Raw genomic sequence first — 25,196 nt, 5'->3', positions numbered from 1 at the left:
AGCTCCAAAGATTCTGCGCTAACTGTTACCAGCCCGGTGCGCGCGTCAAGGCGCCTCGTCGATGCCTTTCCGGAAGGGGCCGAGCTCGGCCAGCTCCCGTCCCGCCTCCGCGACATAGGCGCGCTCGCGCTTGAGGTAATCGTCGATGGCGCGGCGCAGACCGGGATCGGCGATGAAGTGCGCGGAATGCGTCGTCCGCGGCAGGTAGCCGCGCGCGATCTTGTGCTCGCCCTGCGCACCGGCCTCGACATGTGTGAGGCCGCGGTTGATGGCGAAGTCGATGGCCTGGTAATAGCAGACCTCGAAATGCAGGAAGGGATGATGCTCGACCGCGCCCCAGTTGCGGCCGAACAGCGTGTCCGAGCCGATGAAGTTGATCGCGCCTGCGATCCAGCGCTCGTTCCGGCGGGCCATCACCAGCAGCACGTCATCGCTCATGGTCTCGCCGATCAGCGAGAAGAATTCGCGCGTGAGATAGGGACGGCCCCATTTGCGCGAGCCGGTCTCCATGTAGAATGCGAAGAAAGCGTCCCAGGCGTCCTCGGTGATGTCCTTGCCTGTGAGCCAGTGGATGGTGACGCCGGCGGCGAGCGCATCGCGCCGCTCGCGCTTGATCGACTTGCGGTGACGGGAATTCAGCGTCGCCAGGAAGTCGTCGAAGGTGTCAAAGCCCTCGTTGCGCCAGTGGAACTGCTGGTCGGTGCGCTGGAGGAAGCCGTGCCGGGCAAGCAGCTTCCACTCTGCCTCGCGGGCGAAGGTGACGTGGACCGAGGAGGCCTTGCTGACGCCGCAGAGCGCCACCAGGCCGCTCGCCAGTGCGTCCGTGATGCGCTCGCGGTCGACGCCGTCGCGCACCAGGAGCCGCGGCCCCGTCGCAGGCGTGAAGGGAACTGAGACCTGCAGCTTCGGGTAATAGCGTCCGCCGGCGCGTTCATAGGCGTCGGCCCAGCCGCGGTCGAAAACATATTCGCCCTGGCTATGCGATTTCAGATAGCAGGGCGCGACGCCGGCCACGCGGCCGTCGATCTTGGCCACCAGATGCCGTGGTCCCCAGCCGGTGCGGATCGTGGCTGAACCCGACTTCTCAACGGCGGAAAGAAACGCGTGAGATACGAACGGGTTATAGGCAAGCTTTAAAAGGCCGCGAGAATCGCCTGAAAGCCCGGATGAGGTTCCCGCGCCATGCCCGTTGCAGGCCTTGCCAGGATTGGCGCAGGCGTCCCAATCCTCCGGCGATACTTCGCCAATGGACGGTACGGCCTCCAGCGTGATGTCAGATGATCCCATTGCGCCCAAGATCGTGCATTGCAGCAGCGACTTCAAGGGTGGGGAACATCAAGGCTACGGCACGAAGCCTTCAAAGATCATCTGATCGGCATATTGCCCGACCCGCGCCCGCTGCTCCGGCGTGCGCACGGTCCAGCCAAGCAGGGCGCAGCCGAAGACGTTGCTGGCGATCCAAGGGGCGGGCGCCGGAAGGTGGTCGACCTTGAAGGCGACGAAATGCGGCTGGGTCTGGAAGCCGTGGCGCAGGTACAGCATGCTGTCGCGCTGCGCTTGCGTCAGGTAGGCCCAGTACTCGTCCTCATAGCTCCGCTGCGCGACGATGCCGCGCGGGCGGGAGGGCAGCAGCTCGCGCAGCGCCAGCACCTGGTCGGGATCGAAGGACATCCCGACCGCTTGCCCCTGATACGACGCCAGCACCTCGGTCATCCGCTTCACCAGCTTGCGGTCGCCGTCAAAATGGCTCTTCACCTCGATCACCAGCGGCACGCGGCCGGCGACCATGGCGCAGAGGTCGCTGAGCGACATCATCCGTTCAGGCGTATCCCTGAACTTGACGGCCCTCAGCTCGGCCGCGGTTTTTGCGACCACCGGGCCGCTGGCCTCGGTGAGGCGGCCAAGCGCGTGGTCGTGGTGCACCATGGCCTCGCCGTCGGCGGAGAGCTGGATGTCGACCTCGATCGAGAAATTGCAGGCGATCGCAGCCTGCACCGCGCCCGGCATGTTTTCCACGATGCCACGCGAAATGTCATGCAGGCCGCGATGGGCGACCGGCCGCGCTGTCAGCCAATCCGGAGCACGCACGATGCGGACCTCAGGCGACCTCGAACACGCCCTCGACCTCGACCGCCGCATCCGCGGGCAGCGAGGCGACGCCGACGGTGGTGCGGGCGTGGCGGCCCTTGTCACCGAAGGCCGCGACCATCAGGTCGGAGGCGCCGTTGAGAACCTTTGGCCCGTCCAGGAAATCCGGCGCCGAGTTGATGAAGCCGCCGAGGCGCACCACCCGCACGACCTTGTCGAGGTCGCCGAGCGCTGCCTTGACCTGGGCGAGCAGGTTGACGGCGCAGCCACGCGCGGCCGCTGCACCGTCGTCGATCGAGACGCCGGCGCCGAGCTTGCCCTTGGCGATCAGCTTGCCGGCGGGATCGAAGCAGACCTGGCCGGAGACGAACAGCAGATTGCCGGTGCGTACGAACGGTACGTAGTTGGCGACGGGGGTGGGGGCGTCGTGCAGCTTGATGCCCTGTTCCGCCAGTTTCTGCTCGACCGTGCCCGCCATGTCTCGACCTCGATGTCCAGGAATTCATCCGCTCCGGCGCGCCTGGTGACGGCCGGACGCGCCCTGTTTCGCCCATCATGCCGCCACATGCAAGCAAGCCGATAGAGCGGTCGGACGCCGAGGTGGGACTGATTTTCTCAAGGCAGGTCAGGAGGTTCAACGGAGAGGCGCAACTTTACGTGAAACTGCCGTAGTTGCGACGCAATGGAACGGCCATTAAAGTGCCGAATCTGCGCGTCCCCAAGGAACAGACATGGTTCACCTTTTCCGGACTTCCCTCGGTGTGATGGCGCTCGCGGCGGCCGCGCTCGGCGCCGGTGGCGTCCATGCCGCGAACGGTCCGTTCCTTGCGCACCAGGCGCTCTACGATCTGAGCCTGGTCAAATCGCGCTCCAATTCCATCAACAGCGCGCGTGGCCGCATCCTCTACAATTTCGCCGGCAGCAGCTGCGAAGGCTACACGTCCGAATTCCGCCAGGTCTCCGAGCTCGACAGCGGCGAGGGCAAGGTCACGCTCAGCGATCTCCGCTCCAATTCCTGGGAGGACGCCACCGGGAAAAGCTACCGCTTCAAGATCGAGACGCGGATGAACGAGACCGAGGCCGGCCTGGTCGCCGGCTCGGCGGAACGCGACGGCGACCACATCAACGTCAAGCTGAAATTGCCGGCACCGAAGAATTTCACCCTCGACGGCAAGATCGTGTTCCCGACCGAGCAGATCCAGCACATCATTGCGGCGGCCAAAGAGGGCAAATCGCTGCTGGAGCTGTCCGTCTATGACGGTTCCGACGATGGCCAGAAGGTCTACAACACGCTGACCGTGATCGGTCAGCCGATCCCCGCCGAGCGCACCGCTTCGCCCGATCCGTCGACGTCGGACGAGCACATGAAAACGCTGCAGCGCTGGCCGGTGACCGTCAGCTATTTCGACCGTGAGGTCCAGCAGAAGGAAGGCGAGCAGACGCCGGTCTATGCGATGTCGTTCGAGCTCTACGAAAACGGCGTCTCCCGCCAGCTCGTGCTCGACTACAACGACTTCGTCATTTCCGGTGCGATGGGCAAGTTCGACGTCAAGGACAGCAAGCCCTGCAATTGAGCGGCGACACTAGCCGTCAACGCCATCTCCAGTTAGGCTCCCTCCCAACCAAAAACTCCGGGAGCCCGCCCATGCCGAAGCTCGATCATCTCCGCCCCAGCGGTCTGCACCACAATCCCGCTTATTCCCACGTCGTCACCGCCTCCGGCGCGCGCACGATCTACATCTCCGGCCAGGTGTCGGTGGACGAGGAGGGACGGATCGTCGGCGAGGGCGATCTCGCCGCACAGACCACGCAGGTGATGCAGAATCTCGGTCATGCGCTGAAGGCAGCCGGCGCGAGCTACAGCAACATCGTCAAGATCACGACCTTCGTCGTCGGCTACGAGCCCGAGCTGCGCCCGATCATCGGCAAGGCCCGCTCGGCCTTCTTCGAAGGCATGGAGCCGCCGGCCTCGACGCTCGTCGGCGTCACCGCGCTTGCGGCGCCGGAGTGGCTGATCGAGATCGAGGCGATTGCAGTTGCGGATTGAGTGCGCAGCCGGGCGGTCTCAGGCTGAGGAAGAATGGACGAGCCGCTCCGGCACGTGCTCCCGCAAAACGTGAAAACAACCCCATGCACAGTAGAAACGCAGCTGCCAAACGGGACAGGGTGACCTTAATTTCGTCTTTTACGAATTTTAGTTGACGCGTCGGGCAAAACAGTGGCACTCTGCCATGCTGGCGTTTTTCAAATGCGGTACGGGCTGGCCGCCCCGACGTTTCGGCTTTCGGAATCCGACGAACGAGCGCCCCTCATTTCATGCTGAACCAGCTACTTCGCGATTGCGGTGCCGCCAATTTAGGCGATGGTCCGGCACCGTCACTGCAACTATCTCACTTCAGGGATTTCAGCGACAGTCCAGCGCTGTCACCGCCCGCCGCGTCGCGGCATCGTCAGATCGATAAGTTTAACGCGCAATCTAATTCGGATTTACGACAATTAAGTGCACTGTCACCGTAACTCGCAGCTTCGCTGAGATTGTTCTTAAGACTACTTAGCCTTTCGCCCGTGCTGGACGCTTTGGCGCCATTCATCGAACGTCATGCTCTCTTTTGCGGCCATCCAATCTTCCTGAAGGCGCCACATTTTCTCTCGATTTTCGGGGCGCATCATTCTGAAGTGAAACAAGCGATCCATCTCTTCCACGATCCCCGCAGAGATTGTTGAACAATCAAGGTCTTCGGGCACAGCAAATCGGCTCGCCGTCAGCTCACGAAATTTCCCCACAATCGAAATTTCCGCAAAGCCAATTTCATCGTAGACCTCCCGAATCTCTGTCCAAAAGTCAGGGACATCGCTCTCCAGGTACGACAGAAACTCGCCTATGTGATGTCGCCGCTGCTGCGGTATAAGCAAGAGAGCCTGAGAGAGCGATGATTGCTTGGCAGGTAGGTACTGGGAGCACTTAATCATGCGGCCAACAATGACGATCAGATCCACGCGCCCGGGACGCGATATGGGCCTAAGAGAGTGGTCCACCGGTGAACTTACTGCGCTAATCGATTCCTACAAGCAAGAGCATCCAGATCAATGGACGGCATATCTTCGCGCTGAGGGAAATCGGGGGTTCCTCGACAATGCAATGAACGATCAAATTATGGCTCACATCGAGCAGAGATTCCCTGATCTTCACACGAAGCACTACCGGATTGGAGCCGTCGACTTTCGCTTCGCCAATGAGCGCGATTACCGTTTTCCAATGTGGCAACCGGAAAATCGGCAGAGCCGACGAGATGCATACTGGGCTTACGTGAGCGAAACGCAAAGTAGGCGCCAATCAGTGCATTCGAATGGGCATGTGGAATGGACAGCCGAACAGATAAGGTCGGCGTACTAGAAGGATTAGGGGCGATATACCAAGGTATGTTGGTCGTGGCATCAACAGCCGCTCGCGCGGCTAGAGGGCTGGAATGGTGACGGGCGAACGCGATCTTGATGCGCTGCTGAAGAGCATGAAGCCGGAGATGCTGGACGGCATCTTCGTGTTTTGCACGCTTGCGCCGGGCGCAAGCATTCCCGCAGCAATCAATCCGCTGCTAACGTTCCGTGAGCAGGAAGGGACGACGCTGGTCATCCTGCGTGAGAAAGCCGAAGCCGCAGGACTGGCCCACGCGTTCGCCTCGCGCCTGATCACCCTGACGGTTCACTCCGCGCTCGATGCAGTGGGCTTCCTGGCAGCCCTCACTGCGCGTCTGGCCGCGGCCGGGATCAGCGTGAACGCCGTATCGGCCTTTCACCACGATCATCTCTTCGTGCCTGTCGACCGGGCCGATGAAGCGATGGCGCTCCTGCGGGAGATGTCGGCCGGTAGGATGGGTTGAGCCCTTATTCGTCAGATTGGTCCAGCCCCTCAAGAAATGCTTGAGGATCGGCAACAAAACGAAAACTCGGCGACCGCTTTATCATCGTAAGGAGCTTTACGACCGAAGGCGCAAATAAGCATAGACTTTCACCCCAAAAAATACCTTCAACTTGTTTATCCGGGTGCGCAAATCTTCGAACGCGACTGAGTCGAGCGGGCAGCCAAGTCATTCCTGCGCTTTCTCCGGCCCGTCATACGCGATACCTCGAATGACAGCGGCGCTGCCGAACTTCTTGCGCAGGCTGTCCACGGCCCGCTCGGCATGCGCGGCGCGGCGGTCGAGCATGTCGGTGTCGTCGGCGGGGGAGCCGTCGCGGAGCGCGCTGACGCCGGCGCCCATCAGGCGGAAGGCGGTGCCGTCGATTTCTTTCGCCAGCATCTCGCGGCAGATCGAAAAGATCTTTGCAGCAAGCTGCGTCGGTGCGGCGATCGATTGCGAGCGCGTGCGCTGACGGAAGTCGGCGGTCTTCAGCTTCAACGTGACGGTTGATCCGGCAAGCTCACTGCTCTTGAGCCGTGACGACGTCTTTTCGCACAGCCGCCACAGGATCTTTTCCAGCGCCACGAAATCGCGGATGTCGGTCTCGAAGGTGGTTTCGCTCGAAATCGTCTTGGCGCCGCGATCGGCTTCGACGCGGCGGTCGTCGATGCCGCGGGCGAGCCGCCACAGCCGGCGGCCGTCGCTCGGAAACTGCCGCATCAGCTCGATTTCGTCGGCCTTCTGCAGGTCGGCGATGATGCGGAAGCCGCGCTGCACGAGGCGCTCCTGCGTCGCAGGTCCGACGCCGAAGATGAAGCCGACCGGCCTCGAAGCCAGCATCAAACGCGCTTCCTCCCGGTCGAGTACGGCAAAGCCGCGCGGCTTGTCGAGATCGGAGGCGATCTTGGCCAAGAACTTGTTGCAGGACAGGCCGACCGAGACCGAGATGCCGACGTCGCGCTCGACGTCGCGGGCAAAGCGCGCCAGCACCTTGGCCGGGATCATGCCGTGCACCCGCTCGGTGCCGGAGAGATCGAGAAAAGCCTCGTCGATCGAGAGCGGCTCGACCAGCGGCGTCAGCGCCTGCATGGCCTGTCGCACCTCGCGTCCGACGCGGACATACTTTGCCATGTCCGGCCCGATCACGGTCGCATGCGGACAGGCTTCGAGCGCTTTGAACATCGGCATCGCCGAGCGCACGCCATAGGTGCGCGCGATGTAACAGGCGGCCGACACCACGCCGCGCTTGCCGCCGCCGATGATGACGGGCTTGTCGGCGATGTCAGGATTGTCGCGCTTCTCGACCCTCGCATAGAAGGCGTCGCAGTCGATATGGGCGATGGTCAGGCCCGCGAGCGCGCGGTGGCGGACGAGGCGAGGGGAGCCGCAGGCGGAACAGCGCCGCAGGCCCAAGTTCTGCACGCTCATGTCCAGATCGGCCAGACAATCCCGGCAGAAGCAGCGGGGCCCGGCCGGATCGACGGCGCTCACGGCACGTCGCGCTCCCAGGTCCGGTCGCCGAGCGCATCGCCCAGCACCTGCCGCGCTGCGGCAACGTTGGTCGGATGCAGTTCCGAGGCCTTGGCAAAAGTCTTCACGGTGTCGTCATCGCGCAGCACGAAATCGAGCACGCTGAGCAGGAAATTGGGGTCCGAGGCAGCGTTCCGCAGCGTCTCCGGGCCGACACCTGTCTCAGCCAGGAACAGGCCCAGCCTTTCAGGGTCGCCCGCAATAAAGGACAACGCCTGAATCGCAACGATTTCAGCGACTTCGCGAGGGTTGTGAACAGGCTTTTTCACGGGCCCAGTTTGCCTTTCCGTTAACTTTCGGTGTCTACTTTGGAATATGCCCGAGTCTTGGGACCGAGTCTCGGGACTGAGTCTCGGGCCCGAGTCTTGCTGGCCCGGACAAGCAACTGGAAACCACATCGCAGAAAGTGGCCCCTCGGGTTTAACGAAACTCAAGCGAATCTGAGGCTAGTTTGAATCCAGTTTTCGAAGCGCCGGAAAGCGGCGCCTGAGGCGTCACATGTATAGGGCTTCGTGCCAATCAGGAGGGCGGGATGGCTAAGACCGTCCTGATCGTGGAAGACAACGAGCTCAACATGAAGCTCTTCCGCGACCTGTTGGAGGCGCACGGCTACCAGACCTCCGGCACCAGCAACGGCTACGAGGCGCTCGACCTCGTGCGCAAGATGCGGCCTGACCTGGTGCTGATGGATATCCAATTGCCGCAGGTGTCGGGGCTCGAGGTGACGCGCTGGATCAAGGACGATCCGGAGCTGCGCGCCATTCCCGTCGTCGCGGTCACGGCGTTCGCGATGAAGGGCGACGAAGAGCGCATCCGCGAGGGCGGATGCGAAGCCTATTTGTCCAAGCCGATCTCGGTCGGCAAATTCATTGAGACGGTCCGGCGTTTTATCGGATAGGAAGTGAGTTCACAGTGTCCGCGCGTATCCTGGTCGTCGACGACGTTCCCGCCAACGTCAAACTGCTCGAAGCCCGTCTCTCGGCCGAATATTTCGACGTGATGACCGCCTCGAACGGCACCGAGGCGCTGGCGCTGGCCAGCCGCGCCGAATGCGACATCGTCCTGCTCGACGTGATGATGCCCGACATGGACGGCTTTGAAGTCTGTCGCCGCCTCAAGACCGATCCGGCCACGCACCACATTCCCGTCGTGATGGTCACTGCGCTCGACAGTCCGTCCGACCGCAACCGCGGACTTGAAGCCGGCGCCGACGATTTCCTGACCAAGCCCGTCTCCGACGTCGTGCTGATCGCGCGCGTGCGCTCGCTGACGCGGCTGAAGATGATGACGGACGAGCTGCGCATGCGCGCCATCACCTCGCTCGAGATCGGCATGCAGGCGCCCGAGCGCAGCGCCATCGCCGATGCAGGCAAGGGCGGCCGCATCCTGCTGGTCGACGACCGGCAATCATCCTATGAGCGGCTGGCGACGATCCTCGCCGCCGAGCACACCATCGACGTCGAGCCGAATCCTACCGAAGCGCTGTTCCACGCCGCCGAAGGCAATTACGATCTCTTGATCGTCTCGCTCGATCTTAACAATTTCGATGGCCTGCGGCTGTGCAGCCAGGCGCGTTCGCTGGAGCGCACCCGCCACGTGCCGATCCTGGCGATCGCGGAAGCGGAAAATGCCACGCGGCTGCTCCGCGGCCTCGAGATCGGCGTCAACGATTATCTGCTGCGCCCGATCGACAAGACCGAGTTGCTTGCGCGTGCCCGCACCCAGATCCGCCGCCGCCGCTACACCGATCATTTGCGCGACAACGTGCAGAACTCGATCGAGATGGCGATCACCGACGCGCTCACCGGCCTGCACAATCGCCGCTACATGGAGAGCCACCTGGCGACGCTGGCCGAGCAGGCCTCGACCCGCGGCAAGCCCTTGGCGCTGATGATCCTCGACATCGACTATTTCAAGTCGATCAACGACAATTACGGCCACGACGCCGGCGACGACGTGCTGCGCGAATTCGCCGTGCGTGTCCGCAAGTCGATCCGCGGCATCGATCTCGCCTGCCGCTACGGCGGCGAGGAGTTCGTCATCGTGATGCCGGAGACCGATCTCCACGTCGCCGGCATGGTCGCCGAGCGCCTGCGCCGCTCGATCGCCGGCGAGCCGTTCGCCGTCCACAAGGGCACCAAGCGCATCGAGGTCACGATCTCGATCGGGCTCACCACGCTGGAGCAGAAGGGCGAGGCGGTGGGTGATGTCCTGAAGCGCGCCGACACGGCGCTCTACCGCGCCAAGCACGACGGGCGCAATCGCGTGGTGTCGCAGGCGGCGTGAGGCCGAGGGGGCTGCGCGCCCATACTGCAGTCGTCCCGGCGAAACACTCAGTGTCGTCCCTGCGAACGCAAAGACCCATACCGCGTGATTTATCGGGGATGAACGGTCTTCGCGCCGGAAGATAACCCCGAGTCTTCGCCAAACTATTGCTGCGGCGTATGGGTCCCGGATCTGCGCTCCGCTTCGCTGCGCTTGTCCGGGACGACAGCGGCTATTGCGGTGCGTGCTTGCCCTTCACGAGCTTCGGCGCATCACCACCAACATCCACCCCCGCATTCCGCAGCAGCACCTTCGCCGCGTCCTTCGCCGCGCGCGCCATCGCAGGATCGTCGCGCACCAGATCCTGCGCGATCGAGCCGTCGACCAGCAGCACGAGCTGCGTGGCGAGCGCGTCCGCTTCCGCAACACCTAGCTCGGTCAGCCGCTCGCGAAACCAGACGCGGCGGCTTTCCTTGAAGGCGATGGCGATCTTCTTCACCGCGCGGTCGGAGGGGCCGAGCTCGGCAACTGCATTCACGAACGGGCAGCCGCGAAAATCCTTCGCTGCAAAACGCCGCTCCAGCGAATCGAAGGTGCCGAGAATCTGCTCGGCCGGCGGCTTCTCGGAGGGGCGCGCGTGGACGAAGCGGCGCTCCAGATAAGCCGCGATCAGCGCATCCTTGGATGGGAAGTGGTTGTAGAGCGTGCGCTTGGAGATGCCGATCTCGGCGGCGATGGTGTCGACGCCGATGGCGCGAATGCCTTGCAGATAGAACAGCTTGTCGGCGGTCTCGAGGATCCGCTCTTTCATCGTCTGTGGGGCGGGCGGGGGAGCCATGCGGCCGGATACGTCCTCTTCGCTTGACAGTCCGACCCTTCTATAGACTAATTACACAGGTCTGTGTAACCAAAATCGACGCGAATTGCAGACGCCGGCACGCGTGCCGTGCCCACGAGGGAGAACAACAATGCCCCTGTTGCAGGTCCTGCGTCCGACATTGCCGATCCTGATCGGCGCCTCGATCATGCTGACGCTGAGCATGGGGCTGCGGCAGTCGCTCGGCATCTTCATGCAGCCGCTGACGCACGACATCCACCTCTCGGTGTCGGACTTCACGCTGGCGCTGGCCGTGCAGAACCTCGCCTGGGGCTTTCTCCAGCCGCTCGCCGGCGCGATGACCGTTCGCTACGGCTTCCGGCCCATCATGATCGTCGGATCGCTGATGTACATCGCGGGCCTGATCCTGATGACGACCGCGAACGGCCTCGTCAGCATCATGATCGGCGCCGGCGTGCTGATCGGCACCTCGCTCGCCTGCACGGCGGCCGCGATCGCGATGTCGGTGGCGGCACGCGCGGTGCCGGCGACGGTACGCTCGACCGTGCTCGGCATCGTCTCCGGCGCCGGCTCGCTCGGCGCGCTGCTGTCGGCGCCGATCGGGCAGGTGCTCAACGAGGGTTTTGGCTGGCGCGTCGGTCTCGCCGGCTTCGTCGTCATGTCGGTGCTGATGATTCCTGCCGCCTGGTATGCCGGGCGCGTCGACGCCATCCCGCTGCCGAAGCCCGCCGCCGACGACATCGGCGACGCCACGGCCGCGTCCGTCGCCAGGTTGGCGTTCAGCAATGCCTCCTTCGTGGTGATGACCTGCGCCTATCTGGTTTGCGGCATGCAGCTCGTGTTCCTCACCACGCATCTGCCGTCATATCTGGCGATCTGCGGCCTCGATCCGATGCTGAGCGCGCAGACGCTCGGCATGATTGGCGGCTTCAACGTGCTGGGCTCGCTGTTCTTCGGCTGGGCCGGCCAGCGCTGGAACAAGCTGGCGCTGCTGGGCGGCATCTACATCCTGCGTTCGCTGGCGCTCGCCTGGTACTTCATGCTGCCCGCGACGCCGTTCTCGACGCTGCTGTTCGGCGCCATCATGGGCTTCCTCTGGATGGGCGTCGGCCCGCTGGTCGCGGGCGCCGTCGCCGAGATGTTCGGCCTGCGCTGGCAGGCCATGATCCAGGGCCTTGCCTTCATGAGCCACCAGGTCGGCAGCTTCCTCGGCGCCTACGGAGGAGGGGTGATCTATGACGCGCTCGGCTCCTACAACATGGCCTGGCGCATCGGCGTGGCGCTGGGCTTGGCCGGCGGCATCATCCAGGTCGCGTTCGCGCTGATGCGGCCGGCGCAGCCGCCCGCACCGGTCTTGCGGACGGCGTAGACGGGCATGAGCGTCTGCTTAGGGAGATGCAACGGACGCCGCGCTGCTTCGCCGTAATCAACGGTTCCGGCTCAAAACAGACGTCACACGCTCCGGGCCTCTAAGATTAGTCCATTCAGGACTTGCATTGAGAGGCCGCGTCTGGCTGGCTCCTGGTCAGCAACGGCCAAATCGGGACTATCCATGATCCATTTCGACACCTTGCTGACCTACATTGCGGTGGTTCTCGGTCTCTTCCTCATTCCTGGTCCCGCCGTCCTCCTGGTGCTCGCGCGCGCATCCGTAGGCGGACATCGCGTCGGAATAGCCACCGGTCTGGGCATCGCCACCGGCGACATGCTTCACACGGCGATGGCCACGCTCGGATTGTCGGCAGTGCTGATGACTTCGGCTGTTGCCTTCAGCCTGGTGAAGTATGCCGGTGCCGCCTACCTCATCTATCTCGGCATCCGCGCGTTGATGGAGCGAAGCGAAGATCTCAAGTTGGCGCAGTCGCGTCTGGTCGACGCGCCGCTCGCCTTCCGGCAGGCCGTTCTCGCCGAAGTGCTCAACCCGAAGACGGCGCTGTTCTTCCTGGCCTTCCTGCCTCAGTTCGTACATCCCGATCGAGGCTCCGTCGTCGCGCAGCTTGCGGTCCTCGGCGTCGTCTTCGTGATCATGAGCGCAATCTACACGGCGTTGATCGCTCTTGCCGCCGGGCAGGTCACCGGCTGGCTCGCCCGTCATCGCAGCATCGGTCGCTGGCAAGGCCGCGTCGTCGGAGCGATCTACCTCGGTCTCGGTGTTCGCATGGCCTTGCAGCAGAGATGATCCGATCGATGGATCGATCGGAAGACGCAGGCAGCCGCGCCCTTCGCGGGGTCACTCTCCGAAAAGGTGTGTCGTGATCGGCTTCATCGTCAGAAAAAATCTCGCCCTGTTCGGTCTGGCGATCGCACAGCAGATCGTCATTCGAGTGAGCGGCGTGACGTACATCGAGTTTCTGAAGAACGTCAAAACGGCTCTCTTCAAGTCGGAAGCTCAATCCCGACTGCGATCCAGGTGCACTCTGGCTTCTGCTCATGGCTGACATCGGGCCGTCCGATTTCAACGTCGTTTCTGTGCGCACATAGCGGACGCGACAGTCCGGGGCCTCGCTTTCATGACCCAACAGATCGGCAGCTTCCTCGGAGCTTTCTGGGTCCCGGTTCTGCGCAGCAACGCTCGCGCGTTGCAGCGCGCCCGGGACACGAGCGGGGGGCAACCCGCGCGTCACGATCAAGCAGGCAGCAGCGACGCTTGGTCTTGCTCTGCTCGCCCGGCGGCGACCCGCTTCTCGAGTTCGCGACGGACGTCGTCCACCACGGTGGCCCAGTCGCCTCGCTTGGGCTGCCTGAACAGCCGCATCGACTGATACCACGGGCTGTCGTCACGGTTGAGCAGCCAGCGCCAGTCCGGATTGAACGGCACCATCGTCCAGACGGGCGCTCCAAGCGCGCCGGCGAGGTGAGCGACGCTGGTGTCGACAGAGATCACCAGATCGAGGCAGCCGATCAACGCCGCTGTTTCGCTGAAATCCGTCAGATGCTGCGTGAGGTCGACGATGTCACGGCGTTCGCCGAGGAAGGCGCGGTCCTGATCGCGGACGCCTTTTTGCAGGGAGACGAACTGGACGTCGCAATCCAGTAGCGGCGCGAGCGTGCGAAGTGTCATCGATCGATTGTGGTCGTTCTTGTGATCGGGATTGCCTGCCCAGACCAGACCGACGCGGAAGCGGGTGCGGGGACCGAGCCGGTCTTCAAGCCGGTCCTGCCACGCCTTCACGCGCGCCGCCGGGGGAGCGGGAACGTAGCCTTGCGCGAGCGGGATCGTATCGAGCTGCGTTCCGAATGCGAGCGGCAGCGTCCCAAGAGGGCAGTGAAGGTCGAACGCCGGCGTCGACGATCGGCCGACACATTCTGCGACGCCGGCGATGCCGGCCAGACACTGCTGGATCGGAGGTTCGACCTCCAGGATGATTTTGGCTCCGAGCGCGGCCACCATCGGCACATATCGCGCGAACTGGATGGCATCGCCCAATCCCTCATCGGAGTGCAGCAAAATGGTCTTGCCGTCGAGCGGCTCGTCGCCCCGCCAAAGCGGCTTTGAAAAGCCGCGATCGACCAGGCCGACGGAGGGAAGCCGCCAACGTGCTTCGCGCGCAAGCCAGCCGCGATCGAAGTCGCCGGACAGGAGCTGTAGCGTCGCCAGATAGAACAGCGTCTGCGCATCGTTGGGGGCGGCCGCGAGCGATCTGTGCAGGGTCGCGAAGGCTTCGTCCAGCAATTGCAGATGCAACAGGACCACGGCCTTGTTGTTGAGCACCGCATGAAAATCCGGTCGAAGCGCCAGCGCGGAATCGAAGCAGGCAAAGGCCTGCTCCAGCCGGCCAAATCGCCAATGCAGCAGGCCGAGATTGTTGTGCGTCTCCGCGAGGCTCGGATCCAGCGCGATGGATTTTTCGTAGTCGGCCTCGGCCTCCTCGAAGCGGTTCACGGCCGAGAGGCAGACGGCGCGCATCTGATACAGGGCTGCGGAAGGATTCAGCTTCTCGGTGACGTCGAAGCACTTTACGGCTTCCGCGTGCCGGCCAAGTTCAAGCAGCAGCATGCCGCAGTTTTGCGCGGGCTCCCAATATTGCGGATTCAGCTTCAGGGCCCGCTGGTAATGCAGCACAGCCTCGTCGTTGTGCGCGAGTTGCGCGAGCAGATTGCCGAGGTGATTTTGGAGGACCGCATCATCAGGCCTGAGGCTCAAGGCGTGGCTGTAATGTTGCCGTGCGTCCTCGAGCCGACCCTGCCGCTCCAGCACCGTGGCGAGACTCAGGGAATACTCAGCCTTCGGGGCCTGCTGGACGGCGCGCCCGATCCATTCAACGGCGGCGTCGGGCTGCTGCGCGTGAAAACAAAGCACGCCCAGCAAATGCAGCGCATCCGGATGTTGCTCGTCCAGCGTCAGCGCCTGCCGGCAACACAGCTCGGCCTCGGCAACTCGTCCTGATTGAAGATGTGCGAAGCCAGCCCGGCACAGCGCAGCGGGCGTTGCATGTCCGGATGGTTTGGCCGCGGCGGGGCTGCAATTCATGGGCGGCTGGAAATTGTCGCGCTCCGGGCTGACGAGTTAGAGCGGTGGACGTCGTAGCAGCCTCGCAATTGGAGCCTGCGAGGCTACGTCTTCTAACCATGCGAGGATTTCGCGAGGCTGACGGCTGCGCATCGTGCAGGCAGCAGCGCGTCCAGACAGGAGAGGGGGCAGTGCTGTCGCCCACACCCGTCATTGCGAGCGCAGCGAAGCAATCCAGAATCCCTCCACGGTGGCAGTCTGGATTGCTTCGTCGCAAAAGCTCCTCGCAATGACAGCGTGGCGAGAGCGAGGCCGAAACGAAAACGGGGCCCGCAAGGGCCCCGCAAACTCTTCAACGCTTGTCGCCGATCTTACTTGATCTTGGCTTCGCGGAATTCGACGTGCTTGCGCGCGACCGGATCGTACTTCTTCTTGACCAGCTTGTCGGTCATGGTGCGCGAATTCTTCTTGGCCGTGTAGTAGAAGCCGGTGTCGGCCGAGGACACGAGCTTGACCTTGATGGTGACCGCTTTGGCCATGTTCTGAACCTCAGAATATTTGGGAATCGGGAGCCGGCCAAACGGCCCGCGTTGGCCGGCAACCTAGCCAGAAACCGGGGGAAGTCAAGGATTTCGGGGCTGAAAACCACTCAAATCGGGCCCTTTCACCCCTCGAAGAAGCGGTTTTTCGGTCTCGGCAGGCCCAGATTCTCCCTCAAAGTGGTCCCTTCATACTCTTTCCGGAAAATCCCGCGCCGCTGCAGCTCCGGGACGACCTTGTCGACGAAATCGTCGAGGCCGGCGGGGAGGAACGGGAACATGATGTTGAAGCCGTCGGAGCCGCGGCCGACCAGCCATTCCTCCATCTGGTCGGCGATGGTTTTCGCGGTGCCGACGAAGGACAGGCCGCCATAACCCCCGACGCGCTGGGCGAGCTGGCGCACGGTGAGCTTGTCGCGCCGGGCGAGGTCGACCATGCGCTGCCGGCCGCTCTTGCTGGCGTTGGTCTCCGGAATCTCCGGCAATTGTCCGTCAGGATCGAAGCCGGAGGCATCGGTGCCGAGGACGACCGAGAGCGAGGCGATGGCGCTCTCGTAATGCACGCGGCTGTCGAGCAGCGCGCGCTTTTCCTTGGCCTCGTCGACGCTGTCGCCGACCACGACGAAGGCGCCGGGCAGGATTTTCAGATGCTCGGGATCGCGGCCGATTGTCTCCATGCGGCCCTTGATGTCGGCATAGAGCTTTTGCCCGTCGGCAAGGCTGCCGCCGCCGGTGAAGACGGCTTCAGCCGTTTCGGCCGCGAGCTGCCTGCCGTCTTCCGAGGCGCCGGCCTGCACGATCAGCGGCCAGCCCTGCACGGGGCGGGCGATGTTGAGGGGGCCGCGGACCTTCAGGTATTTGCCGTTGTGGTCGAGCACATGCATTTTCGTGGGGTCGAAGAAAAGTCCGCTCTCGACGTCGCGCACGAAGGCGTCATCGGCGAAGGAGTCCCACAAGCCGGTGACGACGTCGTAGAATTCGCGGGCGCGCTTGTAGCGCTCGGCGTGCTCCATGTGGTCGTCGAGGCCGAAATTCAGCGCGGCATCGGGGTTCGAGGTGGTGACGATGTTCCAGCCCGCGCGGCCGCCGCTGAGATGGTCGAGCGAGGCGAAGCGGCGCGCCACATGATAGGGCTCGTCGAAGGTGGTCGATCCCGTCGCGATCAGGCCGATGCGCTCAGTGACGGCCGACAGCGCCGACAACAGTGTGAACGGCTCGAACGAGGTCACGGTGTGGCTGCGCTTGAGCGCGTTGACCGGCATGTTCAACACGGCAAGGTGATCGGCCATGAAGAAGGCGTCAAACTTGCCCGCCTCGAGCTTCTGGATCAGCGTCTTGATGTGGCCGAAGTTGAAATTGGCGTCGGGCCAGGCCCCGGGGTAGCGCCAGGCGCCGGTGTGGATGCTGATCGGGCGCATGAACGCGCCAAGCTTGAGTTGCCGTTGTGCCATCGCCCGTATCCGTTCTGGGTGTCGTTGGGGAAGACATAGGCATGCCGCGGAACTCCGCCATCGGGAGGCGCGGGAAGATTATTTTGTTTTTCGTTGTCAGCTCAGATCAAAACATCCTTCTGCATCTTGCCGCCGTAGAAATGGAAGAACGGCACCGGCGCGTCGTGGCGCAGCGGGCCGGTGGCAAGACGGGCGTGAAGCTCGTTGAGCACATTCCGGGTCATGGGATGCAGATCGGCGAGCGGCCTTGAGCCGAGCTCGACCCACACCAGCTCGACCAGCTCCGCATCCGCATGGATCACGCCCTCGACATGGTGGGTGATCGCAGACGCATCCGCGGTGAAGAAGCGCGTGTCGAACCGCTTGACGCGGCCGGGCGGGGTGATCGCGCGCGCGATCAGGAACAGGCTGGAGGGGTCGGGCAGCAGGCCTGCATCCGCAAATGGCTTCCAGGGGCCTTCGAGCTTGGCCTTGCCCTCAGTCTTCTCTTGGCTCTTGCGCCCGAGGCAGAGACCGGTTTCCTCGCAGGCCTCGCGGATCGCGGCGATCGCCAGCGACTTTGCGCGTGAGGCCGGGGTCTTCGGGCTGCCCTTGGCGAGATTGGCCTCTAACTCGGTGGTCATGGAGGCCGCGACCGGCACGCGATAATCATCCTTGTCGACGCGGCCGCCGGGGAAGACGAACTTTCCGGGCATGAACACCACCTTGTCGTGGCGCTTGCCGACCAGGACCTTTGGAACGGTGCCGCTGCGATCGACCAGGATCAGTGTCGCCGCATCCCGGGGACGGAAATAGGGATGGTGATCGGCTTCCTTCTCCTCGTGGACCTTGGCTTTCTCAGTCGTCTGCGCCGTACCCGTCATATCCTCACCCAAACTGCTTTTTGCTTATTTTGCTTACACAGGCGGAATACCATCCGGCGGGTTCTCGTCAAACCCGTGCATGCGCAGAGCCCATTGCAATCCGACCACGGCTCCCTTCACGGGCTGCAACAGTCCGAGCGATGCGAAGAAGGTGAAGGGCAAATAGGCCGCAAAGCTGAGCCAGATCGGCGTGGTGTAATTGGTCTCGATCCAGAGGATCGAGGGCACCACGATGTGGCCGACGATGACGATGACGAGATAGGCGGGCAAATCGTCGGCGCGGTGCGGCGTGAAGTCGAGGCCGCATTGTGCGCAATTGTCCGCCGTCTTCAGGAAGGCGCGGAACAGCTTTCCCTCGCCGCAGCGCGGGCAGCGGCCGCGAAAGCCGCGCTTCATCGCCGCCCAGACGTCGCGCTTCTCGACGAGGCCGGTCTCGCGCGTCCAGATTTTTGGGGCCGTGCTCATGGTCACCATGCCTTGCCCTTCTGGCCCCCGCCTTTGCCCTTGTTCTTCTTCGCTTTGCCAGGCTTTGGCTTCGAGGGCTTGTGTTTTTTCGCCGGGCTGCGTCCGGGCTGCGCCTTGAGCGAGGGACGGCGTTGCGGACCAGCCTGCCTGCGGTCGCGCGGCGCGGTCTCGCTGGATGACGACAGCAGTTCGAAACGCAACGCGCCTGCGATGGGGGCTGCCTCGATCAGGCGGACGTCGACGACGTCGCCGAGCTGGTACATGGTGCGGCTGCGCGTGCCGACCAGCGCGTGGCGGCCCTCGTCATAGTTGAAATATTCCGTGCCAAGGGATCGGATCGGGATCAATCCGTCGGCGCCAGTTTCTGCGAGTTTGACAAAGAGCCCGGCGCGCGTGACGCCGGAAACGCGGCCCTGAAAACTCGCGCCGATGCGGTCGGCGAGATGGTGGGCAATGAGACGGTCTACGGTCTCGCGCTCCGCTTTCATCGCGCGCCGCTCGGTCAGCGAGATATGCGCGGCGACTTCGCTCAGGCTTTCCGCCGTCTCGCTGTCGGGCAGGGCGCCTTCGCCGAGGCCGAGCGCGCGGACCAGCGCGCGATGCACGACGAGGTCGGCATAGCGGCGGATTGGCGAGGTGAAATGCGCGTAGCGGCGCAAATTCAGGCCGAAATGACCGTAATTCTCCGACGAATATTCGGCCTGCGCCTGCGCGCGCAGCACGACCTCGCTGACCAGCGGGAAGTGGTCGTGGCCTTCGAGCTGCGCCAGCACGCGATTGAACAGGGATGGGCGAAGCGCACCGCCCTTCGCGAAGGGGACGTCGAGTGTTTGCAAGAACTCCGAGAGCGCGTGGACTTTCTCCAGCGTCGGCTCGTCGTGCACGCGGTAGATCAGCGGGAGCGACTTCTTCTCCAGCATCTCGGCCGCCGCGACGTTGGCGAGGATCATGAACTCCTCGATCAGCTTGTGCGCATCGAGCCTGTCAGGAATGACGACACGATCAACAGTGCCGTCGCTGTTCAGGAGGATCTTGCGCTCGGGCAGATCGAGATTGAGCGGATCGCGCTCGTCGCGGGCGCGCTTGACGCAGGCGTAGGCGGCATAGAGCGGCTTCAGGATCGGATCGAGCAGGGGCCCGGTGGTGTCATCGGGCCGTCCGTCGATCGCGGCCTGTGCCTGCGCGTAGCTCAGCTTCGCCGCTGAGCGCATCAGGATGCGGTGAAATGAGTGCGAACGCTTGCGGCCATCAGGGGCGATGACCATCCGCACCGCGAGCGCGCCGCGCGGCTCGCCCGGCACCAGCGAGCAGAGATTGTTGGAGATCCGCTCGGGCAGCATCGGTACGACGCGGTCGGGGAAATAGACCGAATTGCCGCGGTCGAGCGCGGCGCGGTCGAGCGCGGTGCCCGGCCGCACGTAGAAGCTCACATCCGCAATGGCGACGTCGACGATGAAGCCGCCTCTGTTGTTCGGATCGGGATCCGCCTGCGCATGCACCGCGTCGTCGTGATCCTTGGCATCAGGCGGATCGATGGTGACGAGGGGGACGTCGCGCCAGTCCTCGCGGCCCTTCAGGTTCGCTGGCTCCGCTGCTTCCGCATCGCGCATGGCGCCCGAGGAGAATTGCAGCGGGATGTCGTGGGCGTAGATCGCGATCAGGCTGATCGCCTTCTCCGACTTGACCGAGCCGAGCTTCTCTTTCACCCGGCCTGAGGCCAGCCCAAAGCTGCGCGTGCGGACGATGTCGACGCTGACGAGGTCGCCGTCCTGGGCGTCGCGGGTGTCAGCCGCGGCGATGTTCAGCTCGCGGTCGGCGGACTTCTTGTCGACCGGGATCAGCCGTCCGCCGCCTTCGGGCAGGCTGCGGAACACACCGAGGATGCGGCTCTTGGTCTTGTCGAAGACCTTGATGATGTGGCCGCGATAGGCCGGGCCTTCGGTCTCGTTGGTCGGCTCGACGCGCAGCAGCGCACGGTCGCCGACGCCGGCGGTCGTGCCGGGCTTCGGCCGGCGCGGCATTGCGATCAGAATTTTGGGCGGCTCGCCGCTCTCGACCTCGTCCCATTCAGTGGGGGAGGCGATCAGCTCTCCGTCGGAATCGCGGCCGGTGATGTCGGCGACCAGGGTCGTCGGCAGGCTGTCCGGCTCGGAGACCGTGTGGCGTTTTTTCTTGATGGTGCCGTCGTCGGCGAGCTCGCGCAGCAGGCGCTTGAGCGCGATGCGATCGGCGTTCTTCAGGCCAAACTCGCGCGCAATGTCGCGAGTCCCGACCTTTCCTGGATGTGCCTTGATGAAGGCGACGATGGCGCTCCGCTCGGGAAAGCCATGGTCATTCTTGCGTTTCACTTAACCTCTTAAGTCGTGCCGGCACTCTTCTTGGCCGGAGCTTTGGCGGCGGACGCCTTGGTCGGCGACGTCTTGACTGCTGAAGTCTTGGCGGTCGACGACACGGCTGCGCGCGCCTTGCTGGTGGATTCTGATTTGGTTTTGGCTGCGGCCTTCTTCGCGGCCGGTTTCTTCTTCGGCGCGGCGTCGTTGCCATCCGCAGCCTTCGTTGCAGTTTTTTTGGCCTTGGCCGGCTTCGCCGCCTTCTTGGGCTTCTTGCCGCCGCCCTTGGCCGCGCGCTCGTCGATCAGCGCGATCGCCTGCGGCAGCGTGACGGTGTCCTTTTCGAACTCGGCCGGAATCGTCGCGTTGACGCCGCCGGCGGTGACATAGGCGCCGTAGCGGCCGCTCTTCACGGTGACCGTGCCGAGCGTCGGATGATCGCCGATCGCCTTGCCGGGATCAGCACCGAAGCGGCGGCTCGGGCCCTTCGCGACCTTCTCGGCGATCAGCGTGACCGCACGATTGAGGCCGATGTCGAAGACCTCGTCGCCGGCCTCGAGGCTGGCGTAGGTCTTCTCATGCTTGACGAACGGCCCGAAGCGGCCGAGGCCCGCGGTGATCGGCTCACCGGTCTCCGGATGCTTGCCGATCTCGCGCGGCAGCGACAGCAGTTTCAGCGCAAGCTCGAGCTCGACATCGCCGGGCGAGGTGCCCTTCGGGATGCCTGCGCGCTTCGGCTTCTCGCCTTCCTCGTAATCCTTCTGCTCGCCGAGCTGGATGTAGGGGCCGAAGCGGCCGGCCTTGACCCAGACATCACGACCCGTATCAGGATCCTGGCCGAGCGAACGGTCCGCGGTGGTCTCGCTGTCGGCGGCGAGCTGGCGGGTGTAGCGGCACTCCGGGTAGTTCGAGCAGCCGACGAAGGCGCCGAACTTGCCGGCCTTCAGATTCAGCCGGCCGTTGCCGCAGCTCGGGCACTGCCTGATGTCGCCGCCATCGGTGCGCGGCGGATAGATGTGCTGCCCGAGCATGTCGTCGAGCACGTCCAGCACCTGCGCCACGCGCAGATCCTTGATCTCGTCGACGGCGCCGATGAAGCCGGTCCAGAAATCCTTCAGCACCTGCTGCCAGGAAATCTCGTTGTTGGAGATGCGGTCGAGCTGCTCCTCCAGATTGGCCGTGAAATCGTACTCGACGTAACGGTTGAAGAAGCTCTCCAGGAACGCGACGACGACGCGGCCCTTGTCCTCGCCATGCAAGCGTTTCTTCTCGAGCTTGACGTAACCGCGGTCCTTGAGGACCTGGAGGATCGAGGCATAGGTCGAGGGTCGGCCGATGCCGAGCTCTTCCATGCGCTTGACCAGCGACGCTTCCGAGAAGCGTGGCGGCGGCTCGGTGAAGTGCTGGGTGACGGACAGCGACTGGCGCTTGAGCGCGTCGTTCGGGCTCATGGCGGGCAGGCGGCGGGAGTCTTCGTCCTCCTCGTCGTCGCGGCCTTCTTGATAAAGAGCAAGGAAGCCGTCGAACTTGACGACCTGGCCGGTGGCGCGCAGCTCAAGCGTGCGGGCACCCGCCTTCGCCGTGATGTCGACGGTGGTGCGCTCGAGCTCGGCCGATTCCATCTGGCTGGCAATGGTGCGCTTCCAGATCAGCTCATAGAGCCGCGCCTGGTCGGCATCGAGCTTGCGGCTCATGCTGTCCGGGCGGCGCGACATGTCGGTCGGGCGGATGGCTTCGTGCGCTTCCTGGGCGTTCTTGGCCTTGGCCTGGTACTGGCGCGGGGCGTCCGGGACATAGGCGTTGCCGTAATCCTCGCCGATCACCTTGCGGGCTTGCGTGATCGCGGACGGATCGATCTGCACGCCGTCGGTACGCATATAAGTAATGAGTCCGGTGGTCTCGCCGCCGATGTCGATGCCTTCATAAAGGCGCTGCGCGATGCGCATCGTATGCGCGGGCGCAAAACCGTATTTGCGGCTGGCTTCCTGCTGCAACGTCGACGTCGTAAAGGGCGCCTGCGGATTACGCCGAGCCGGCTTCGCATCGACCGCGGTCACCGCGTAGCTGGCTGTTTCGAGCGCCTTCTTGAAATCTTCGGCTTCCGCGCCGGTACCGATGTCGAGACGCTGGATCTTCTTGCCGTCGGCGCCGACGAGACGGGCCTCGAAGGTATCGCCGCGCGGCGTCAGAAGGGTCGCGATCAGCGACCAATATTCGCGGGCGACGAACTTTTCGATCTCGAGCTCGCGGTCGCAGACCAGCCGCAGCGCCACCGACTGCACGCGGCCGGCCGAGCGGGCGCCCGGCAGCTTGCGCCACAGCACGGGGGAGAGGGTGAAGCCGACCAGATAGTCGAGCGCACGGCGCGCCATATAGGCGTCGACCAGCGCGCCGTCGATCTGGCGCGGATGCTTCATCGCGTCCGTGACCGCCTGCTTGGTGATGGCGTTGAACACCACGCGCTCGATCTTGTGATCCTTCAGCGCGCGCTTCTCTTTCAGCACCTCCAGCACGTGCCAGGAGATGGCCTCGCCCTCGCGATCAGGGTCGGTCGCCAGAATCAGCCGGTCGGCGTTCTTCAGGGACTTGGCGATGTCATTGAGCCGGCCGGCCGCCTTGGGGTCGATCTCCCAGATCATCTTGAAATTGGCGTCCGGATCGACGGAACCGTTCTTCGCGGGAAGGTCGCGGACATGACCGAACGAGGCCAGAACCTCGTAGGACGAGCCCAAATATTTGTTGATCGTCTTGGCTTTCGCCGGCGACTCCACAATGACGATATTCATGTAGTTCCAGTAACTTACGGGGAAATATTGGGCCGAAATCGACGAGATTCGGGTCGGCCCTTTCGACCCGAACATGGGTGGTGGGGCCCTCGCTGTCAAATCGAAGGGTGTTGAAAGCCCCCCGAATGGGAAAAGTTTCATATCGAGAAAGTTGCGAAATACCACCTTGGAGTTGTGGTCGGTGTCGGCGTAAAGTTTCTGCGGGGCATGGATTCGGGTGGGGCTGGTGACAAAGCCAGGAAAGAAACGGGCGCGCGCCGCGACAGGCGTGCGTGGAGGCTCGCGCAACGAGGAACCGGGGGAGGGCGGGGTCGATGAGGCCGTGGGCTTCATCGCCGAGCAGGTGGGGGCATTGCGCAAGCTCGCCGAGCGCCACAAGCTCGACGTGCTGCATTATCTTCTGGGCATGACCAAGCTCGAGGCCGACGAGCATTTGCGGCTGCGGAGCAAGCGCAAGCTGTCGTGACCCGTCATCCTGGGGTGCGAGTGGCGCGATGCTAAGCATCGCGCCAGGAGCCTCGAAGGATGAGCGGCCGAGATGCTTCAGCGCACTGCCCGCCGCAACAGCCGGGCCGTCGTCCTTCGAGGCTCGCCGGAGAGGCGAGCACCTCAGGATGACGGGGGAGAGAGTTGGCGCGCACTGCTCTAACCCCGTCATTGCGAGCGCAGCGAAGCAATCCAGAGTCTTGTCGCGGACGGGCGTCTGGATTGCTTCGTCGCAAGGGCTCCTCGCAATGACGGGTGTGGTTAGCCGTTGCTGCTTGCCATTTTGGCCAATCGGTGGCCGAGATATTCGGCCGCGCTAAAATCACTCTGCGGCAATGCGCCGTCGACCAAATGTGTTGCCAGGCCAAGTTGGCTGCCCAGGCGATTGCGGCCGCCCGGGTCCTCTCCGCCCGGAATATCGATTCCGCACCAGAGCATGCCGTGCTGAGCGGCCAGAATGGAGAAGTAGGTCAACGTGTGCAGTTGATCGCCGCTTGCACACGCGCCCGTCGTGAAGCCGCCCGCGATCTTGTTGGCCCATCGCTGCTGGCTCCATCGGTCACTTGAAGCGTCCGCGAAGGCTTTGAATTGCGCGGCTGGTCCGCCCATGTAGGTCGGGCTGCCAAATGAAACCGCGTCGGCGCGGTCGATCATCTCAAGCCGTCATTCTGGAATCGGCCTGACACGATATCGTCGCCGGCGATCCGACAAAGCGCGATCTCCGCCATGCTGGCCGCGCCGCGCGTCACCGCGAGGCGAGAATCCTTGATTGCGCTTCGCTCAATCCGGGCTACCCGTCATCCTCGCGCGAATGGCGAAACCGCCGCAATGGCATGCGATCGATCGAACGAGCATCCCATTTTGGCGCCTAAAATGCATGCCTGAAGGAAATGCGGCTGTGGTAGATTTGCTCTCGCGAAATTGGAGGTTTGCGATGTCTATCAAGCCGCTTCCATTCGTCGGAACGGATTTGTGGCGCGCTCGCCAGATCCTGAGGTCTTGGACGTCCCTCAGGCGGCTAACAAGCGACGAAGCCGACATCGTCGTACGCATGATCGCGCAGGGCCTTGCGGAGGGCCGGAAACTCGGCTTCGAGCTGGCCGTCACCGAAGGACTGACCGCAAGCAAGGACTATGTCGACGACCTGCCGGATGCTCTCGACGCCAACTCTTAAATTTCACTGCCACATTCTGACGGGCCGAACCT

25 protein-coding genes and 1 pseudogene are annotated in these 25,196 nt (G+C 63.6%); 10 read left to right on the top strand and 16 right to left on the bottom strand.

The window, feature by feature from the left end; genetic code table 11:
• Positions 1 to 45 precede the first annotated feature (45 nt).
• Genes K3F49_RS00385 through K3F49_RS00375 form a run of 3 tightly spaced genes read right to left on the bottom strand, consistent with a single transcriptional unit; the run spans position 46 to position 2,566 of the window.
• The gene (locus tag K3F49_RS00385) at positions 46 to 1,287 is read right to left on the bottom strand and encodes a GNAT family N-acetyltransferase (RefSeq protein ID WP_234678817.1); all 1,242 of its coding nucleotides are present in this window, start codon (positions 1,285 to 1,287) and stop codon (positions 46 to 48) included.
• Between the two features lie 54 nt (positions 1,288 to 1,341).
• The gene (locus K3F49_RS00380; protein WP_234678816.1) at positions 1,342 to 2,088 is read right to left on the bottom strand and encodes a glycerophosphodiester phosphodiesterase; all 747 of its coding nucleotides are present in this window, start codon (positions 2,086 to 2,088) and stop codon (positions 1,342 to 1,344) included.
• A 10-nt stretch (positions 2,089 to 2,098) separates the two neighbouring features.
• Positions 2,099 to 2,566: a RidA family protein gene (locus K3F49_RS00375; protein WP_234678815.1), complete on the bottom strand. Its 468-nt coding sequence runs from the start codon at positions 2,564 to 2,566 to the stop codon at positions 2,099 to 2,101.
• Between the two features lie 253 nt (positions 2,567 to 2,819).
• Between K3F49_RS00375 and K3F49_RS00370 the strand changes: the two genes are divergently transcribed.
• Entirely contained in the window at positions 2,820 to 3,662 is an 843-nt protein-coding gene (locus K3F49_RS00370) for a cell envelope integrity EipB family protein (RefSeq protein WP_234678814.1), read from the top strand.
• 71 nt (positions 3,663 to 3,733) lie between these two features.
• Positions 3,734 to 4,135, top strand: coding sequence for a RidA family protein (locus K3F49_RS00365; protein ID WP_234678813.1), 402 nt, complete (start codon positions 3,734 to 3,736; stop codon positions 4,133 to 4,135).
• Positions 4,136 to 4,635: 500 nt separating this feature from the next.
• On the opposite strand, the gene K3F49_RS00360 is transcribed toward K3F49_RS00365, so the two are convergent.
• Complete coding sequence (locus tag K3F49_RS00360; protein ID WP_234678812.1) at positions 4,636 to 5,085, bottom strand: hypothetical protein; 450 nt, start codon at positions 5,083 to 5,085, stop codon at positions 4,636 to 4,638.
• Positions 5,086 to 5,558: 473 nt separating this feature from the next.
• Between K3F49_RS00360 and K3F49_RS00355 the strand changes: the two genes are divergently transcribed.
• Entirely contained in the window at positions 5,559 to 5,966 is a 408-nt protein-coding gene (locus K3F49_RS00355; protein WP_234680543.1) for an ACT domain-containing protein, read from the top strand.
• A 207-nt stretch (positions 5,967 to 6,173) separates the two neighbouring features.
• On the opposite strand, the gene K3F49_RS00350 is transcribed toward K3F49_RS00355, so the two are convergent.
• Together K3F49_RS00350 and K3F49_RS00345 are read right to left on the bottom strand one after the other, a co-directional pair.
• A complete protein-coding gene (locus K3F49_RS00350) occupies positions 6,174 to 7,478 on the bottom strand; it encodes a DNA polymerase IV (protein ID WP_234678811.1) in 1,305 nt (434 codons plus the stop codon).
• Complete coding sequence (locus K3F49_RS00345) at positions 7,475 to 7,786, bottom strand: DUF3572 domain-containing protein (RefSeq protein ID WP_234678810.1); 312 nt, start codon at positions 7,784 to 7,786, stop codon at positions 7,475 to 7,477. Before K3F49_RS00345 ends, K3F49_RS00350 begins: the two co-directional genes overlap by 4 nt.
• 263 nt (positions 7,787 to 8,049) lie before the next feature.
• On the opposite strand from K3F49_RS00345, the gene K3F49_RS00340 reads away from it, so the two are divergent.
• Both K3F49_RS00340 and K3F49_RS00335 read left to right on the top strand, forming a co-directional pair.
• Positions 8,050 to 8,415 (top strand): response regulator, encoded by a 366-nt coding sequence (locus tag K3F49_RS00340; protein ID WP_008566616.1) that lies wholly within the window; start codon positions 8,050 to 8,052, stop codon positions 8,413 to 8,415.
• 14 nt (positions 8,416 to 8,429) lie between these two features.
• Positions 8,430 to 9,803: a PleD family two-component system response regulator gene (locus tag K3F49_RS00335; RefSeq protein WP_234678809.1), complete on the top strand. Its 1,374-nt coding sequence runs from the start codon at positions 8,430 to 8,432 to the stop codon at positions 9,801 to 9,803.
• 211 nt (positions 9,804 to 10,014) lie between these two features.
• Here K3F49_RS00335 and K3F49_RS00330 read toward each other — a convergent pair whose 3' ends face one another.
• Entirely contained in the window at positions 10,015 to 10,620 is a 606-nt protein-coding gene (locus K3F49_RS00330) for a TetR/AcrR family transcriptional regulator (protein ID WP_234678808.1), read from the bottom strand.
• Between the two features lie 130 nt (positions 10,621 to 10,750).
• Between K3F49_RS00330 and K3F49_RS00325 the strand changes: the two genes are divergently transcribed.
• The 3 genes from K3F49_RS00325 (at position 10,751) to K3F49_RS00315 (ending at position 13,058) form a co-directional block, all read left to right on the top strand.
• Positions 10,751 to 11,989 carry an MFS transporter gene (locus K3F49_RS00325; protein WP_234678807.1) on the top strand — a complete coding sequence of 413 codons (1,239 nt, stop codon included), beginning with the start codon at positions 10,751 to 10,753 and terminating at the stop codon, positions 11,987 to 11,989.
• Between the two features lie 183 nt (positions 11,990 to 12,172).
• Positions 12,173 to 12,799 (top strand): LysE family translocator, encoded by a 627-nt coding sequence (locus K3F49_RS00320; RefSeq protein ID WP_234678806.1) that lies wholly within the window; start codon positions 12,173 to 12,175, stop codon positions 12,797 to 12,799.
• Positions 12,800 to 12,872: 73 nt separating this feature from the next.
• Positions 12,873 to 13,058 carry a hypothetical protein gene (locus tag K3F49_RS00315; protein ID WP_234678805.1) on the top strand — a complete coding sequence of 62 codons (186 nt, stop codon included), beginning with the start codon at positions 12,873 to 12,875 and terminating at the stop codon, positions 13,056 to 13,058.
• Positions 13,059 to 13,246: 188 nt separating this feature from the next.
• On the opposite strand, the gene K3F49_RS00310 is transcribed toward K3F49_RS00315, so the two are convergent.
• The 8 genes and pseudogenes from K3F49_RS00310 to topA form a co-directional block, all read right to left on the bottom strand.
• Positions 13,247 to 14,683, bottom strand: a complete 1,437-nt coding sequence (locus tag K3F49_RS00310) for a tetratricopeptide repeat protein (protein WP_234678804.1) — start codon at positions 14,681 to 14,683, stop codon at positions 13,247 to 13,249.
• Positions 14,684 to 15,091 (bottom strand): annotated as a pseudogene (locus K3F49_RS39600) (tetratricopeptide repeat protein); the annotation flags it as partial.
• A 350-nt stretch (positions 15,092 to 15,441) separates the two neighbouring features.
• Positions 15,442 to 15,609 (bottom strand): 50S ribosomal protein L33, encoded by a 168-nt coding sequence (gene rpmG / locus K3F49_RS00300; protein WP_008139339.1) that lies wholly within the window; start codon positions 15,607 to 15,609, stop codon positions 15,442 to 15,444.
• A 125-nt stretch (positions 15,610 to 15,734) separates the two neighbouring features.
• Positions 15,735 to 17,060: an LLM class flavin-dependent oxidoreductase gene (locus K3F49_RS00295; RefSeq protein WP_234678802.1), complete on the bottom strand. Its 1,326-nt coding sequence runs from the start codon at positions 17,058 to 17,060 to the stop codon at positions 15,735 to 15,737.
• 101 nt (positions 17,061 to 17,161) lie between these two features.
• Positions 17,162 to 17,923 (bottom strand): NUDIX hydrolase, encoded by a 762-nt coding sequence (locus tag K3F49_RS00290; protein ID WP_234678801.1) that lies wholly within the window; start codon positions 17,921 to 17,923, stop codon positions 17,162 to 17,164.
• A 33-nt stretch (positions 17,924 to 17,956) separates the two neighbouring features.
• Positions 17,957 to 18,397 (bottom strand): DUF983 domain-containing protein, encoded by a 441-nt coding sequence (locus tag K3F49_RS00285; protein WP_234678800.1) that lies wholly within the window; start codon positions 18,395 to 18,397, stop codon positions 17,957 to 17,959.
• Positions 18,391 to 20,736, bottom strand: coding sequence for a ribonuclease R (gene rnr, locus K3F49_RS00280; protein WP_234678799.1), 2,346 nt, complete (start codon positions 20,734 to 20,736; stop codon positions 18,391 to 18,393). Before rnr ends, K3F49_RS00285 begins: the two co-directional genes overlap by 7 nt.
• An 8-nt stretch (positions 20,737 to 20,744) precedes the next feature.
• Entirely contained in the window at positions 20,745 to 23,504 is a 2,760-nt protein-coding gene (gene topA, locus K3F49_RS00275) for a type I DNA topoisomerase (RefSeq protein WP_234678798.1), read from the bottom strand.
• 226 nt (positions 23,505 to 23,730) lie between these two features.
• Here topA and K3F49_RS00270 point away from each other — a divergent pair, with 226 nt between their 5' ends.
• On the top strand, positions 23,731 to 23,970 hold the full coding sequence (locus K3F49_RS00270) for a hypothetical protein (protein ID WP_234678797.1): 240 nt from the start codon (positions 23,731 to 23,733) through the stop codon (positions 23,968 to 23,970).
• Positions 23,971 to 24,251: 281 nt separating this feature from the next.
• Here the strand turns inward: K3F49_RS00270 and K3F49_RS00265 are convergent, their stop codons facing one another.
• The gene (locus K3F49_RS00265; RefSeq protein ID WP_234678796.1) at positions 24,252 to 24,644 is read right to left on the bottom strand and encodes a flavodoxin family protein; all 393 of its coding nucleotides are present in this window, start codon (positions 24,642 to 24,644) and stop codon (positions 24,252 to 24,254) included.
• Between the two features lie 280 nt (positions 24,645 to 24,924).
• Between K3F49_RS00265 and K3F49_RS00260 the strand changes: the two genes are divergently transcribed.
• Positions 24,925 to 25,164, top strand: a complete 240-nt coding sequence (locus tag K3F49_RS00260; protein ID WP_234678795.1) for a hypothetical protein — start codon at positions 24,925 to 24,927, stop codon at positions 25,162 to 25,164.
• Positions 25,165 to 25,196: the final 32 nt, after the last annotated feature.

The organism is Bradyrhizobium monzae, assembly GCF_021458635.1.
Lineage (GTDB): Bacteria > Pseudomonadota > Alphaproteobacteria > Rhizobiales > Xanthobacteraceae > Bradyrhizobium.
This window is presented reverse-complemented; position numbering and strand designations above follow the sequence as displayed.